A 14,917-nucleotide genomic window follows, 5' to 3' on the forward strand; every position below is an offset into this window, starting at 1 on the left:
GCCGCGGTCGCGCCCCGAGGGCACCGCCCCCCTGACCGCTCGGCGAGGTGCCCGTCACACCGCATCACGACCAACGGGCCCGAACGCCCGTCGGTGGCGAACGAGGGGGCGACCGAGAGGTCCACCGCCCCGCGCCGACCGGCTAGCCCCGCGGGCGGGGGAAGGCGTGGGGGTCGAGCTCCTCCAGCACCTCGGCCTCGCGCCGCTCCACGACGGCTTCCGCCACCCGCGCCACCACCTCGTCGAACACCGGGTCCCGGTAGTAGTCGCCGTGCCCGCGCAACGGCGAGGCCACCATGTCCGGGTCGGGGTCGAGGAACTCCGGGTCGCGCAACCGCACGTCGTACCCGCACCGCACGCCCCACAGCTTGTCCCCCGCGCACACCCGCTCGTCCTCGGTGGCCTCCCAGGCCTCCACCGGCCCGCCCAGCGGGTCGGTCAACCGGTGCACGTTCCACCACCGGCCCTCCAGCTCCGCGTGCAGCGAGCACAGCTCGGCGTGCCCCAGGTAGTGCGGGAACAGCCGCGAGTAGGCCCACTGCAACTGCGAGCCGTAGGTCACCAGGCCGACCCGGCGCAACGCCTCCGCCGCCTCCGCCTGACCGATGTAGCGCTGCCCGTCGGCGGGGTCGGGCCGCTCGGCCTCGCGCCGCAGCAGCGCCAGCGCGGCGAAGCACACCACGCTGCCCTGGCTGTGCCCGGACAGCACCACCGCCCCGGCGCCGTGGTGCCCGGCCAGCCGCACCGCCCGCGAGGTCAGCTCGATCGTGGCCCGCCCGCCGTACGGCGGCGGGCAGATGGGGTGGGCCGCGCGCGGCCAGAACGCCACCAGGTCCCACACCACGCCGACGGCCGTGCGCATCCTGCCGCTCTGCCACGACCTGAGCCCCAGCACCAGCAGCACCAGCACGAACCCGGACACCACGAGGCTGCCCAGCCCGCCCAGCTCGTGCGCCGGCTCCGACGACAGCCAGTCGGCCAGTCCGGGCGGCGGGGTGGCCCGCCAGCCCGGGACCACCAGCCGCGCCAGCGCGATCGCGCCGCTCGCCACCACCAGCACCCCGCCCAGCACGGCCAGCGCGCCGAGCACCCAGTGGTAGCGGTACTTGGCCGAGGCGAGGCGCCTGCTCAGCACGACCTTGGCGATGCCGGGCCTGGTGGGCGGGCCCGGGTAGTCCTCGCACACGTCGGCGCGGACGTCCTCGCCCACCGCGTGGTGCACGCCCGACCACACGCCCACCGCGTACAGCGCGCCCGCGCCGGCCAGGAGGGCCCAGAACACCCAGTCGGGCGTGGACGCCCACCTCAGCACGACCGCGGCGCCGGCCAGCGCGGACCCGGCCGCGAGCAGGAACGCGCTGGACGCCTGCCGCACCATGGCCGCCACGACCGGGCCCAGCAGCAGCGCGAAGCCGATCGCCAGCACGCCCCACAGCCCCGCCCCGAACAGGTAGCTCGTGCTCAGCTCCAGCCCGGACCGCCCGGTGGGCGCCGGGACGCCCAGCCACTGGACCACCCGGTAGGCCAGCCCGCCGCTGAACCCGACCGCCAGCGTGGTCGCGAGCGCCGCGACCACCACCGCGCCGTACCCGTGCCACATCGGCCGGAACCGGGCGTCGACCGCCAGCAGCTCGGCGCCGCGCCGGGAGCGCCGCATCCGCGCGCACGCCGCGAACAGCGCCACCAGCAGCAGCATCGCCAGCGCGGCCAGCACGTTGGTCACCGCCTCGAAACCGGCCAGCCGCGGCGCGGGGTCGGTGGGCAGGCGCCACAGGAACGCGGTCGACAACCCGGCCGTGAGCAGCAGGTACACCGCCGCCGCCCACTTGAGCGGCCTCGTGTTGACCTCGCGCCGGTCCGGGGAGGTGATCACGCAGCCGACCGCCCACGCCAGCAGCGGCAGGCCCAGGCCGATCACCGACCACGACAGCGCGCCGTCGGGCAGGGCGGTCCGCAGCGCGCCCGCGTGCAGCACGCCCAGCACCACGCAGGACGCCGACACGTGCGCGTCGCGCAGCACGGGCGTGCGCGGCGAGGTGTGCCAGAACGCGTAGTCGCCGAGGCTGCCGGCGTGGGTCTCCCACCGGTGGTGCGTGCCGCGCGGCTCGTAGAGGAAGGTCTGCCTGCCGAACCACCACAGCACCGCGACCACCAGCGCCGGCGGGGCCGTCCCGAGCAGCAGCACCGCCCCGAACGGCCAGTCGGCGAAGGAGCCGAGCCAGGTGTGCTCGGCCCGGCACGCCGCGTCGGCCGCGCACTGCCGCACCAGCAGCTCCAGCGACACGTAGCCGACGGTCGTGACGAACATGCAGGTCAGCACCAGGCCGAGCAGCCGGAGCACCGCCTCGGCGAACCGGCCGGGACCCAGCAGGGCGTACCGGGCGAGGTTGAGCACGGCGAACGGGGCCATCAGCAGCCACAGCGCCCGGTTCGCGCCGCCCGAGGTGAACCGGCCCCAGTGGAACGCCTCGACCACCCGCTCCCGCGCCGGCCGCTCGCCGGGCAGGGTGGCGGCGGGTCGGGCGGCCCGCAGGAACCTGGCCACGTCGTCCCCTGCCACGGGGGTGGGGAACGGGTCTCCCAGCACGTGCTCCGGCGGTGTGCCGGACACGCCGTGGACCCGCAGTTCGACCACGTCCTCGGGCTTCATGCGGACACCTCCCGGCTGTTGCCTACCGGATCGTCCGGTGCGGCGATGCCATTTCCGCGGGGAGGCACCCGGCCGGGTGAACAGGTGACGATGAGAGCATGCCCGTGCTCGTCCGTTCGCCGATCGGGACCGGACGGGTTACCGAGCCCCGACCCGAAAGGCTGCCGCCCGTGACCAAACCCGCCCGCCGCGATCCGAGCAACCTCGTCGACGCCTCGGGGTTCCGCGAGTTCGTCCGGCACGGCTGGGGCCCGGCCGACCGCGCCGCGCGCGTCGCGCCCGGGGCCGCCGACGCCGCCGCCGCGCACCGCGCCCGGCTCAGCGCCGCGCTGCCCGGCGCGCGCATCGCCGTGGCGGCCGGCTGGTCGCCCGTGCGGTCCAACGACACCGACTACGGGTTCCGGCCCGACAGCGACTTCTCGTGGCTGACCGGCTGCTCCGCCGAGGGCGCCGTGCTGGTCATGCACCCGGTGGGCGGCGGGCACGAGGCCGAGCTGTTCCTGCGCCCGCCCGCGGGCCCCGACGAGCCGGACTTCTTCGCCAACGCCCGCGACGGCGAGCTGTGGATCGGCCCCGTGCCGGGCCTGGCCGAGTGGTCCGAGGCACTGGGCGTGCGGTGCCGCCCGCTGCACGAGCTGCCCTCGGCGCTGCGCGGCAGGCTGCCCGCCGTGCACGCGACGACGGGCGTGGACCCGCTGCTGGACGCCCTCGTGGGCGCGGACCACGCGGCCGGGCTGCGGACCGCGCTGGCCGAGCTGCGGCGGGTCAAGGACGACTGGGAGATCGGCCAGCTCCAGGCCGCCGTGGACGCCACGGTCCTGGGCTTCGCCGACGTCGCGGCCGAGCTGGGCGCCGCGGTCAAGGGCGGTGGCGAGCGCTGGTTGCAGGGCACGTTCGACCGGCGCGCGCGGACCGCGGGCAACGGCCCCGGTTACGCCTCGATCGTGGCCGCCGGGCCGCACGCGCCGGTGCTGCACTGGGTCCGCAACGACGGCCCGGTGCCGGAGGACGCGGTGCTGCTGCTGGACGCCGGCGTGGAGCTGGACACGCTCTACACCGCCGACATCACCCGGACGCTGCCGGTGTCCGGCGCCTACTCACCCGCCCAGCGGCGGGTGCACGAGTTGATCGAGCGCGCGTCGGCGGCCGCGCTGGCCGCCGTCAAGCCGGGCGCGGAGTACCGGGACTTCCACCGCGCGGCCATGCGGGTGCTCGCCGAGGGGCTGGACGACTGGGGCCTGCTGCCGGTGTCGGTGGACGAGGCGCTGGACCCCGACGGCCAGCACCACCGCCGCTACATCGCCTGCGGCGTGGGGCACTTCCTGGGCCTGGACGTGCACGACTGCGCCAACTCGCGGGCCGAGGCGTACCACGACGGGACGCTGGAGGTCGGCATGGCCCTCGCCGTGGAGCCGGGCCTGTACTTCCACCCGAACGACGAGACCGTGCCGCCGGAGCTGCGCGGCATCGGCGTGCGGCTGGAGGAGAACGTGGTGGTGACCGAGGAGGGCAACCGGGTGCTGTCCGCGGCCCTGCCGTCCGACGCCGCCGGGCTGGAGGCGTGGGTGGCCGCCGCGGGCCGCTGAACCGGGCGGCGGGCGTCGGACCCGGCGCGGGGCGTCGCACCCGGGCGCGGGGCACCGGCCCCGGCGCGGGGCACCGGACCCGGGCGCGGGGCTAGGCGCGGGGCTGGGCGTGGGACCCGTCCTCCGGGGCGGGTCCCCTCCCGCGGCCCTTGCGCCGCAACCGCACCGACGTGATGGCGTGGTGCTCCACGGCCAGCACCTCGACGGTCCAGCCGGACACCTCGACCCGGTCGCCGGGCCGCTCCGGGATGCGCCCGAGCAGCACCAGCACCAGGCCCGCGATGGTGGCGTAGTCGCCGGGTGGCGCGTCGGGCACCTCCACGCCGATGTCGCCCAGGTCGTGCACGGGGAAGGTCCCGGGCAGCACCAGCGACCCGTCCGCGCCGTTGCGCACGGCCATCACGTCCCGGTCGGTCTCGTCCAGGATCTCGCCGACGATCTCCTCCAGCAGGTCCTCCAGCGTGACGATGCCGTCCACCGCGCCGTGCTCGTCGACCACGAGGCCCATCTGCTCCCGCTCGGCCTTGAACCGGCGCAGCGCGTCGGACACCTTCACCGAGTCCGGGAACACCACCGGCGGCCTGGCCAGGTCGGCCAGCTTCGCGTCGTCGCGCAGCAGGTCGCGCAGGTGCACGATGCCCACCACGTCGTCCAGGTGCCCACCGCGGGCGACCGGGGCGCGGGAGTGCCCGGAGGCGGCCAGCTCGGCGCGGGCGGCGGGCACGTCGAGGTCGGAGTCCAGCGTGACCACCGACCGGCGCGGCACCAGGACCTCGCGCAACCGCCGCTCGTCGATCTCCAGCGCGCCGGTCATGATCATCCGCTGCTCGGCGTTGAGGCCGCGCTGGGCGTGCACCAGCTCGCGCAGCTCCTCGGCGGACATCTGCTCGGACTCCGCGTCGGGCTTGCCGCCGAACACGCGCACCACCACGTTCGTGGACGTGCTCAGCAGCCACACGGCCGGGCGGGAGATCGTGGAGAGCAGGTGCAGCGGGCGGGCCACCAGCAGCGCCCACCGCAGCGCGTACTGCATGGCCAGCCGCTTGGGCGCCAGCTCGCCGAACACCAGGGTCAGGAACGTCAGCACGACCGTGACCAGGGCGATGGCCACCGGGTTCGCCGCGGTGCCCAGGAACGACAGCAGCGGCACGAGCGGCGCGGCCAGCGACACCGCCGCCGTCGCCGAGGCCAGGAACCCGGCCAGGGTGATGCCGATCTGGATGGTGGCCAGGAACCGGTTCGGGTCCCGCGCCAGCCGGACGAGGGTCTTCGCGCCGGCCTTGCCGTCGCGCTCCAGCGCCCGCAACTGGCCCTCGCGCAACGAGATCAGGGCCATCTCCGAACCGGCGAACACCGCGTTGAGCAGCACCAGCACCGCGACCAGCGCGAGCGTGAATCCGTACCCGTCCACCTCCCTCCTTTACCCAAACCGGGCGAACCCAGACCACCGGGGGCGCGACGCCGCTCACGCGTTGGTCATTTCGAGTGGCACGGCTGCCGCGACGTGCCCTGTGTGGGCTACAACAGGCACCGGGAGGTCACATGGGGTCAGCCGCGGTCCACCGGTCCTTCGTGGTCGTGGACGTCGAGAGCTACGGCGACCCGACCCGCACCACCCACGACCGCTCCGTGCTGCGCGACGGCATGTACCGGGCGCTGCGCGATGCCTTCGCCGAGTGCGGCCTGCCGTGGTCGGAGGACGACGTCGACGACGCGGGCGACAGCCTGCTGGTGATCGTGCCGCCGGAGGTGCCGAAGTCGGTCCTGGCCGACCAGTTGCCGTCCAGGCTGGCGGCCGAGCTGCGCCGCCACAACGCCGCGCACGTCGCGGGCGCGCGGATGCGGATGCGGATGGCGCTGCACGCGGGCGAGCTGCTCTACGACGCGCGCGGCCAGAACGGCCCCGGCCTGATCCTGGTGCACCGCATCCTCGACGCGGCGGGCGCGAAGCAGGCGCTGCGCGACTCCACCGCGACCCTGCTCCTGATCGTCTCCGACCCGTTCTACGAGTCGGTGGTCCGCCAGGACCCGGCCACCCACCCCGACGACTACAGACCGGTGCCGGTGGAGGTCAAGGAGGTCCGGGGCACCGCGTGGGTGCGCCTGGTCGACGGCCACCCGACCACCGGGCCGACCGCCCGGCCGACGCCGGCCCCCGCGCGCCCGCTCACCCTGACCGAACTGGGCCCGCTGGTGACCGTGCTGCTCAAGACCACCGGCTTCGACAGCCGCGAGGGCCGCGACCTGGTGCTGCGCGAGCTGCCGTTCGCCGCGTCCATCCCCCGGTACGGCGCGGACCGACCCGACACGGTGAGCGTCGTCCGGACGTGCGCGCACTACCCGGGCGGCCTCAAGGCGCTGGTCGAGGCGATCCGCTTCTACGCCGCCGGCACCACCGAGATGGACCGGCTGGACGACCTGGTGGGAGAACTGGACGACGACGTCTAAGTGCTGCCGACGAGCCCTCCCCGGGGCGTCGCCAGGCCGCGGAGCAGCGTCCGCCGGACGTGGTCGCGGGTGGCGTCCGGGGCGATGGCGACCTCCTCGCACCCGACCACGCGTGCCAGGTCGTGGCAGGCCCGCGCGAAGCCGTCGACGGTGCCGGGCGCCAGGTCGTCGAGGGTCAGGCGCAGGACGGTCAGGACCCGCCCGCGTCGGGCGAGGTCGGCGCGCCCGACCAGCCGGGCGCCGATCAGCAGCGGGCAGGCGTAGTAGCCGTGGACGCGCCGGGCCGCCGGTTTGTACGCCTCCAGCACGTGGGCGAAGTCGAACAGCCGGGCGACGCGCGGCCGGTGCCAGACGAGGTTGTCGAACGGGCCGAGGAACGCGGCCCGGTCGGGCGGCCGGGTGCGGTCGAGGGCGTCGGGGTGCGCCCAGGCCGGCGCGCCCCAGCCGTGCACGTCGACCGGCCTCAGGACCGTGTCGGGCAGCAACCGCCGGGCGAGGGTCTTGGGGATGCGGATGTAGTCGCCGAGGTCGTCGGCGGTGGCCACGCCCAGGACGCGCCCCGCGCGGTTGAGCAGCTCGACCTGGCACCGCCGGTCGTCGAGCGCGTCGGTGAGCAGCTCGGTGGGCAGCACGCGGTGCGGCAGGTCGAACAGGCGCTGCCGGTTGGCGCGCCGGGCGCAGACCAGCTCACCGGACCAGACCAGGAGCTCGACCGCGGTCTTGGTCGGGCCCCAGTTCCAGCCGTCGCCGGTGTCGCCGTCGCCGCGGAGGTCTTTCATCGTCAGGGGACCGCGTCGCTCGACGTGGTCCAGCAGCGCCCGTGCGGTGGCGTCGTCGGGGTGGTCGGGGCGCCGTCGGGTGGCGCGGCGGCGGAAGGCCCACAGCGGCCAGTCGGACAGCGGCAGCAGCGCCAGGGCGTGCGCCGGGTAGTCGAAGGCGATCGGCTCGGGCCCGTGCCACAGCGCCTCGTCGACCCGGCGCGCGGTGAGGCCCGCGGTCCTGGTCGCCAGCGTCAGCTGGTGCGCGCGGGCCAAGGCGTTGATCGAGTCCAGTTGGACGACGCCGAGTTCGCGCAGCACCCGGCCCGGGTCGTCGTCGGCGCGGTCCAGGCGGGCGCTGTTGACGGCGATCGCCCTGGCCTCGTCGGCGGTCAGTTCCGTGCCGGTGGTGGAAGACATGGGTGGCGGCGCCTCTTGCCGTGCGACAGTGCGACAGTGCGACAGTGCGACAGCGCACTGTCCCACAAGGACGAGGGCCTCACGCGCGAAACGGTCACACGGCGGCCGGCCGCCTGGTGGACAGGGCGCGGCCCGTGGTGGTCAGCTCCGTCGCCACGCGGTCCACCGCGCCGGCGAACTCGGGCTCGTCGCAGTTCCAGTCCTCCAGCTTGACCAGCAGCCAGCGCCGCCAGGCGTCCACCAGCCGGGCGAAGACCTCGGTGCCCTGCGGGGTGAAGCGGTAGCGCCCGCCGCCCTCGGTGAGGTAGCCGCGGGTCTGGAGCTGGCGGGCCACCGGCTCGAAGACGCCCGCCGGCACGCCGGTCTCGTCGGCGAGGCGGTCGAGGTCGGCCGCGCCGCGGTCGACGCTCTGCCGGAACACCCTGACCACCAGCCACGCCTGCGCGTGGGTCAGGGGGACGTCCGAGGCGGTGAGGACGTCGGGCGTGGGGTCGCGGCGCTCCCTGGCGACGATCAGGGCGACCAGCTTCTCCAGCTCCCGCTCGGAGTTCCAGGCCCGGGGCTCGGCGAAGTTGTCGCCCACCTCGTTCGCGGCGGCGCGCGCGGTGTCCCGCAGCGGCACCTCCCGCAGGAACAGGGCCACCAGGAACGCGACCGCGGCCACCGGCGCGGCGGACAGGAACACCGTGTGCAGCGTGTCGGCGTAGGCGGCGACGATCGGGGCCTTCTGCTCGGCCGGCAGGGCGTGCAGGGCGTGGACGTCGGTGGCCGCGCGCGGGTCCACGCCGGGCGGGATCGCGGTGGCCAGGTGGTCGGGCAGGTTGCCCGCGTAGATCGTGCCGAAGACCGCCACGCCGAACGAGCTGCCCAGGGTGCGCAGGAAGCTCACGCCGGACGTGGCCACGCCGAGGTCCTCGTAGCTGGTGGTGCTCTGCACGACCACCATCGTCACCGGCATGCACATGCCCACGCCCAGGCCGAGCACCAGCATGTACGCCGACGCCTCCCAGAACGGCGTGCCGACGCCGAGCCGGGACAGCAGGAGCATCCCCAGGACCATGAGCGGGCTGCCCACCAGCGGGAACACCCGGTAGCGGCCGGTCTTGCCGATGATGTTGCCGGTGGTGATGGACGCCGCCATCAGCCCGACGACCAGCGGCAGCATCTCCAGGCCCGACTGCGTGGCCGACGCGCCGTGCACGTACTGGAGGTAGGTCGGCAGGAACGTGACGCCGCCCAGCATGGCGAAGCCGACGACGAAGCTGAGGACCGTGCACACGGTGAACACGCGGCTGCGGAACAGCCGCATGGGCAGCATCGGCTCCTCGGCGCGCAGCTCGACGAGCACGAACGCCACCAGCGCGGCCACCGAGCCCAGGGCCATCCACAGGATCGTCGGCGAGGTCCACGGGTACTCGACGCCGCCCCACGACGTGACCAGCGTGAGACCGGTGGCGGCCAGGGCGATCAGCAGGATGCCGAGGTAGTCGATGCGCGGCCGGGCCCCGCCCCGCCCGGGCGGCAGCGCGACCGCGGCGACCGCGAGCACCACCACGCCCAGCGGCAGGTTGACGTAGAACGCCCAGCGCCAGCTCAGGTGGTCCACGAACAGGCCGCCGAGCAGCGGGCCGACGACCGTGGCCACGCCGAACACCGCGCCGATGAACCCCTGGTACTTGCCGCGCTGGGCGAGCGGCACCACGTCCGCGATGACCGCCGCGGACGTCACCATCAGCCCGCCCGCGCCCAGGCCCTGCACCGCGCGGGCCAGGATGAGCCACGTCATCGAGTCGGCCCAGCCGCACAGGAACGAGCCGACCAGGAACAGCACGACGCTGACCAGGAACGCGGGCTTGCGCCCGAACAGGTCGCCGAACTTGCCGATCAGCGCGGTCATGATCGTCTCGGCGAGCAGGTACGAGGTGACCACCCACGACAGGTGCCCGCCGCCGCCCAGGTCGCCGACGATCGTCGGCAGCGCGGTCGCCACGATGGTCTGGTCCAGCGCGGCGAGCAGCATCCCGAGCATGATCACCGCGACGACCGCGTTGCGCGCGCCCCGGTTCACCCCGGTTCGTTCGGCCTGATGGACCACGGCGGACCTCCCGGGTGGACCATAGGGCGCTGGTCCACCCGCCGCCCGTCCGCGCTCACCCGGTCAGGCGATCACCCGGGGTTCAGTAGGCCATGAACAGGATCTCGTCGCGCGAGTAGTCGTGACCCGGGTGGTTCTCCTTGAGGTGCTGCTGGGTCTTCGCCACGAGGTCGTCCTCGTCCTGGCCGATGATGCGCTCACCGCACGGGCAGGTGATGTTCCTCTTCATCGCTTCCTCCACTGGAGATCACTCTCCCCCGACTCTACTGACGGCGGGCCGGGTAGGCGGGCCAGGGACCGAGCGGCGGCAACGGCCCGGCGAGCGGCGCCACGGGCTCCCGCCCGGCGAGCCACGCCGCGAGGTCGCGCACCGCCCCGACCACCCGCGCTCCCGCCTCCAGCCCTCGCACCTCAGCAGCCCGCACCTCAGCCACCCGCTCCTCCGCCCTCCCCCAATCACGCTCCACATCCGTGGCGCGCAACCCCCACCCACCGGGCAGCCGGGGCCGCAGGACGTCGACGACGTGGCAGGAGAACTCCACCCCCCACTCGGCGGGCGTCACCCCCAGGTCGAGGTCGACCAGGTGGATCCACACCTCGCGCCAGCGGGTGAACACGGCCGGCACGAGGTCCACCTCGCCGCCCAGGACGGGCGCGTCCCAGTCCTCGACCCCCGCCCACACCTCCTCCAACCGGCGGGAGTGCTCGGCGTGGTCCGCGCGGTGCTCGTCGGCCGTGCGACCGGCGGCGGCCTCGATGATCGCGTCCCGCTCCCCCGGCTCCCACAGCGCCACGGCCTCCCCGCGCAACGCGTGCTCGACCACCCGCGCCCGAGCCCGGGCGGCGTCGTTCAGGTGGGCCAGCACGTGCCCCCGCGTCCACCCCGGCAACAGCGACGGCTCCCGCACCTGCCCGTCACCCAGCCCGGCCAACACCTCCCCCAACCGCCGATGGGCCTCCACAACCCCCGCCAACGCCTCCACCCAAACCCCCCAAACCGCGCGTGTCGTCCACTCAGGCATCGCGTGTCGTACGTTCCGGACCCCCGAGTTCCACGTTCGCGCACACCGGTCGCCACGTCCAACCCCCGATCGGGGGTGCGCGAACGTGCAACTCAAGGGGTCTGAACGTACGACTCGCCCGACCTGGACGTACGACACGCGATGTCCGAGTGGACGACACGCGATGCCGGAGTGGAGGACACGCGGTTATTCGACGGTCACGCTCTTGGCCAGGTTGCGGGGGCGGTCCACGTCGCGGCCCAGGGCGCGGGCCAGGTGGTAGGCGAACAGCTGGAGGGGGATGGAGAGGGTGACGGGGGTGAGGGAGTCGTGGGCGCGGGGGACGCGGATGACGTCGGTGGCCAGGTCGGCGGGCAGGGTGGCGTCGGTGACGGCGATGACCGGGCCGCCCCGGGCCTTGATCTCCTCGACGGTGGCGATGTTCTTGGGGAGCAGCTCGTCGTCGGGGAGCAGGACCACGGTGGGCATGGCCGGGTTGATCAGGGCCAGGGGGCCGTGCTTCAGCTCCGACGCCTGGTACGCCTCCGCGTGCACGTAGGAGATCTCCTTGAGCTTCTGCGCCCCCTCGCGCGCGACCGGCCAGCCGCGCACCCGGCCCACGAAGAACATGTGCTCGGCCCCGGCGTACTTCCGCGCCACGGCCGCCACCGCCTCCTCGTCGGCCAGGACGCCCGCGATCGTGCGCGGCAGCTCCGCCAGCCCGGTGACCAGCCGCCGCCCCTCGGTGATCGACAGGTCCCGCACCCGGCCCAGGTCCAGCGCCAGCAGCGCCAGCGCGACCGCCATGGTGGTGAACGACTTGGTCGCCGCCACCGACACCTCCGGCCCCGCGTGCAGGAACACGCCGTGCCCGCACTCGCGGGCGATGGTGCTGCCCACCGCGTTGACCACGCCGATCACGTGGCCGCCCTTGCGCTTCAGCTCCTGCACGGCGGCCAGCGTGTCGAGCGTCTCCCCGGACTGGCTGATCGCCACGTACAGCGTGTCCGGGTCCACCACCGGGTTGCGGTAGCGGAACTCCGACGCGGGCTCGGCGTCGGCCGGGATGCGCGCCAGCTCCTCGATCAGCTGCGCGCCCACCTGCCCCGCGTAGTACGCCGAGCCGCAGCCGAGCAGCTTCACGCGGCGGATGCGCTGGTAGTCCTGCGGCGTCAGGCCGACGCCGTCCAGCCGGGCCGACGAGAACCGGTGGTCGAGCCGCCCGCGCAGGCACCGGTCGACGGCGTCGGGCTGCTCGCGCATCTCCTTGTGCATGAAGTCGGGGTGGTCGCCCAGCTCGTAGTCGAGCCCGGTGACCTCGACGGGCGTGGGCGTGCGGGTGGTGGCGCGGGCGTCCATGGTGGAGGTGCGGTAGCCGTCGGCGGTGACCGAGGCGATCTCGTCGTCCTCCAGGTAGACGACCTGCTGCGTGTAGCGGACCAGGGCGGTCACGTCGGAGGCGACCAGCATCTCCTGCTCGCCGACGCCCAGCACGACCGGGCTGCCGCGCCGGGCGGCGACCAGCTCGCCGGGCCGCTCGACGTCCATCACGATCACCCCGTAGGTGCCTTCGACCTGCGCCAACGCCTCGCGCACCGCGTCCTCCAGGGTGGCGGCGGCGCTGCGGGCGACCAGGTGGGCCAGGACCTCCGAGTCGGTGTCCGAGGCCAGGTCGACGCCGTCGGCCCGCAGCTGCGCGCGCAACCGGTCGGAGTTCTCGAACACGCCGTTGTGGACGATCGCCACCCGGCGCGCCGCGTCCACGTGCGGGTGGGCGTTGCGGTCGCTGGGCTCGCCGTGCGTGGCCCACCGGGTGTGCGCGATGCCGGTGCCGCCGGACAGGCCCGCGGGCACGGCCCGCCGCAGGTCGCCGACCCGGCCGGCGGTCTTGACCACCTCCAGCCCGTCGCCCGCGACCGCGATGCCCGCCGAGTCGTACCCCCGGTACTCCAGCCGGTGCAGGCCCTCCAGCAGCACCGGCACGGCGTCCTTGGCCCCGACGTACCCCACGATCCCGCACATGCGCACTCCTCGTTCAGCCGTAGACGATCCGGCGGAGCTGGCGCTCGGACAGCGGCGGCGCCGCGACGGGCCGCACGTCCAGCTCCGCGCGCAGCAGCGCCCAGATCCGCGCGTTGGGCAGGCCGTCCCGGCGCAGCTCGGCGTGCCTGCGCAGGACGTACTCCTCCGCCGTCTCGACGAAGTAGCCCATGACGTCGGAGACGACGCGCCGCGCGAGGGCGGGCGGCAGCCCGGTCGTCCGGACCACGTGCCGGAGCAGCTCGTCCGGCACCTCGTCTCCCACGGGCTCCAGCATGGCGACCAGCCAACCACCGGGCCAAAATCCGTGCCCGGTTTCGGGCACGGAGCCGGTAGGAAGTGCGTTCGTGGAGCTGCGCGAGCTGCTGTGGCACGACTTCCGGCTGGACCTGCGGCTGGAGCCGGCGCCGGGCGGGACGACGGGTGCGGCGCTGCTGGGTGTCGACCCGGCGGGCCGCCGGTACGCGGTGAAGTGGTCGGCCTCGCCCGGGGTGGTGCTGTGCGAGGGCGCGCGGTGGGCCGGGCACGACGGGCGGTGGCTCACCGTGGTGCCGTGGTTCGACGGACCCACGGCGCTGGAGGCGACGCCGAGCCGCGCCCAGTGGGTGGCCTGGGGGCGCGGGCTGGCGGCGCTGCACGACCGGCCGGTGACCGGCGAGGTCGCCCGCCTGCCGCGCGAGCCCGGCGACGTCGGGCCGGTGGTGGCGCTCTTCGACCGCGTGGACCGGGCGGTGGCGGGGTGCGTGCCGTCCGACGGGCCGGCGCGCCGCCTGGTCGAGTGCTGGGCGGCGGGGCGGTCCCGGTTGCGCGCGGTGCGCGAACGGGCGCTCGTGCCGGTGCGGCCGGCCCCGGCGGTGCCCTGCCACGGCGACCTCCACGCGGGCAACGTGGTGCTGACCGGTCCGGGCGGCGTGGCGTTCGTCGACTTCGACGACGCGGTGCTCGCGCCGCGAGAGAAGGACCTGGTGTTCGTGCTGGGCGGCGGGGTGCTGCCGTTCCGGCCGGTGACCGGCGAGCAGCAGCTGTGGTTCTTCGAGGGGTACGGCTCGTACCGGGCGGACCCGGGGCTGTTGGCGCACTTCCGCTGCGTGCGCGCCCTGGAGGACGTCGCCGAGCCCGCCGGGCGCGTCCTCGACCGCGCGCGGCCGCACGCCGAACGCGCCGAGGCCCTGGGGCACGTGGTCGGCGCCCTGTCCCGCACCGGGCTCGTCGCGCAGGCCCTCGCCGGCCCGTGACGGCGGTGGTCGACCCCGTCCCGGGGCGGCGGCGCGCCGGGCTCGCGGCGGGTGGACGCGGCGCGCGGCGCGCACGTGAGCCGTGGCGCGTCACCGGCCGAGGACGTCCAGGGCGGCGTCCACGGCGGCGGCGCGCACCTCCTCGACCGGCCGGTCCGCGAACACGAGCACGCAGTCGGCCAGGCCGCCGAGGGCGATGGTGGCGCGCGTGGCCTCGGCCAGCGGCGGGTCCTCGCCCACCAGCAGCACGCCCAGCCGCGTCCGCCAGTCCAGCACCCGGTCGACCAGGCCGAGGTCGGCCAGCTCGGCCAACTCCCTGATCAGCAGGGAGACCACCTCGCGGTGCTCGAACTGGAAGTCGAAGTAGCCCTCCAGCACCGCGCGCGGGTCGGTGGCCGGGCGGGCCTCGGCCGCGGCGACGAACGCGTCGCCGTCCTCCACCAGCGGCTGCACGATGCTGCGCACCAGGTCGTCGCGCGACGAGAAGTGGTAGTAGAGCGCGGGTTTGGTGACGCCCAGCCGGTCCGCGATGTCCTGGAGGCTCGTCCGCCGCACGCCCCGCTGGAGGAACAACTCCTTCGCCACGGCCTGGGCGCGTGCTCTGGTGTCGGACTTCGCTCTGGCCACCACGGCAGCTTAATAACCGGTTGGCGGATCCCGGGACGCTGGTACCGTGCCACTTAC

12 protein-coding genes are annotated in these 14,917 nt (G+C 74.8%); 3 read left to right on the forward strand and 9 right to left on the reverse strand.

Going from position 1 to position 14,917, the window contains the following annotated elements:
* Window positions 1–142: 142 nt before the first annotated feature.
* On the reverse strand, window positions 143–2,650 hold the full coding sequence (locus ACFV4N_RS11145) for a hypothetical protein (protein WP_499672345.1): 2,508 nt from the start codon (window positions 2,648–2,650) through the stop codon (window positions 143–145).
* 170 nt (window positions 2,651–2,820) lie between these two features.
* Between ACFV4N_RS11145 and ACFV4N_RS11150 the strand changes: the two genes are divergently transcribed.
* Window positions 2,821–4,236, forward strand: a complete 1,416-nt coding sequence (locus ACFV4N_RS11150; RefSeq protein ID WP_499672346.1) for an aminopeptidase P family protein — start codon at window positions 2,821–2,823, stop codon at window positions 4,234–4,236.
* Window positions 4,237–4,327: 91 nt separating this feature from the next.
* Here the strand turns inward: ACFV4N_RS11150 and ACFV4N_RS11155 are convergent, their stop codons facing one another.
* Window positions 4,328–5,647: a hemolysin family protein gene (locus ACFV4N_RS11155; RefSeq protein ID WP_499672347.1), complete on the reverse strand. Its 1,320-nt coding sequence runs from the start codon at window positions 5,645–5,647 to the stop codon at window positions 4,328–4,330.
* A gap of 131 nt (window positions 5,648–5,778) precedes the next feature.
* Between ACFV4N_RS11155 and ACFV4N_RS11160 the strand changes: the two genes are divergently transcribed.
* Window positions 5,779–6,684, forward strand: a complete 906-nt coding sequence (locus tag ACFV4N_RS11160) for an effector-associated domain 2-containing protein (protein WP_499672348.1) — start codon at window positions 5,779–5,781, stop codon at window positions 6,682–6,684.
* On the opposite strand, the gene ACFV4N_RS11165 is transcribed toward ACFV4N_RS11160, so the two are convergent.
* The 6 genes from ACFV4N_RS11165 to ACFV4N_RS11190 all read right to left on the reverse strand — a co-directional run bounded on the left by ACFV4N_RS11165 (window position 6,681) and on the right by ACFV4N_RS11190 (window position 13,275).
* Window positions 6,681–7,862 carry a winged helix-turn-helix domain-containing protein gene (locus ACFV4N_RS11165; protein WP_499672349.1) on the reverse strand — a complete coding sequence of 394 codons (1,182 nt, stop codon included), beginning with the start codon at window positions 7,860–7,862 and terminating at the stop codon, window positions 6,681–6,683. The two genes, ACFV4N_RS11160 and ACFV4N_RS11165, sit on opposite strands and share 4 nt — an antisense overlap.
* A gap of 94 nt (window positions 7,863–7,956) precedes the next feature.
* On the reverse strand, window positions 7,957–9,891 hold the full coding sequence (locus tag ACFV4N_RS11170; protein ID WP_499672356.1) for an MDR family MFS transporter: 1,935 nt from the start codon (window positions 9,889–9,891) through the stop codon (window positions 7,957–7,959).
* A 148-nt stretch (window positions 9,892–10,039) separates the two neighbouring features.
* On the reverse strand, window positions 10,040–10,186 hold the full coding sequence (locus ACFV4N_RS11175; RefSeq protein WP_344035543.1) for a DUF1059 domain-containing protein: 147 nt from the start codon (window positions 10,184–10,186) through the stop codon (window positions 10,040–10,042).
* Between the two features lie 34 nt (window positions 10,187–10,220).
* Entirely contained in the window at window positions 10,221–10,979 is a 759-nt protein-coding gene (locus tag ACFV4N_RS11180) for a maleylpyruvate isomerase family mycothiol-dependent enzyme (RefSeq protein ID WP_499672350.1), read from the reverse strand.
* A gap of 186 nt (window positions 10,980–11,165) precedes the next feature.
* Window positions 11,166–12,980 (reverse strand): glutamine--fructose-6-phosphate transaminase (isomerizing), encoded by a 1,815-nt coding sequence (gene glmS / locus ACFV4N_RS11185; protein ID WP_499672351.1) that lies wholly within the window; start codon window positions 12,978–12,980, stop codon window positions 11,166–11,168.
* Window positions 12,981–12,993: 13 nt separating this feature from the next.
* A complete protein-coding gene (locus tag ACFV4N_RS11190) occupies window positions 12,994–13,275 on the reverse strand; it encodes a hypothetical protein (protein ID WP_499672352.1) in 282 nt (93 codons plus the stop codon).
* Window positions 13,276–13,345: 70 nt separating this feature from the next.
* Here ACFV4N_RS11190 and ACFV4N_RS11195 point away from each other — a divergent pair, with 70 nt between their 5' ends.
* Window positions 13,346–14,233 carry a phosphotransferase gene (locus ACFV4N_RS11195; RefSeq protein ID WP_499672353.1) on the forward strand — a complete coding sequence of 296 codons (888 nt, stop codon included), beginning with the start codon at window positions 13,346–13,348 and terminating at the stop codon, window positions 14,231–14,233.
* A 90-nt stretch (window positions 14,234–14,323) separates the two neighbouring features.
* Here ACFV4N_RS11195 and ACFV4N_RS11200 read toward each other — a convergent pair whose 3' ends face one another.
* A complete protein-coding gene (locus tag ACFV4N_RS11200) occupies window positions 14,324–14,860 on the reverse strand; it encodes a TetR/AcrR family transcriptional regulator (protein ID WP_499672354.1) in 537 nt (178 codons plus the stop codon).
* Between the last annotated feature and the right edge of the window lie 57 nt (window positions 14,861–14,917).

This window comes from Actinosynnema sp. NPDC059797, from assembly GCF_042732085.1.
Classification (GTDB): Bacteria; Actinomycetota; Actinomycetes; order Mycobacteriales; family Pseudonocardiaceae; genus Actinosynnema.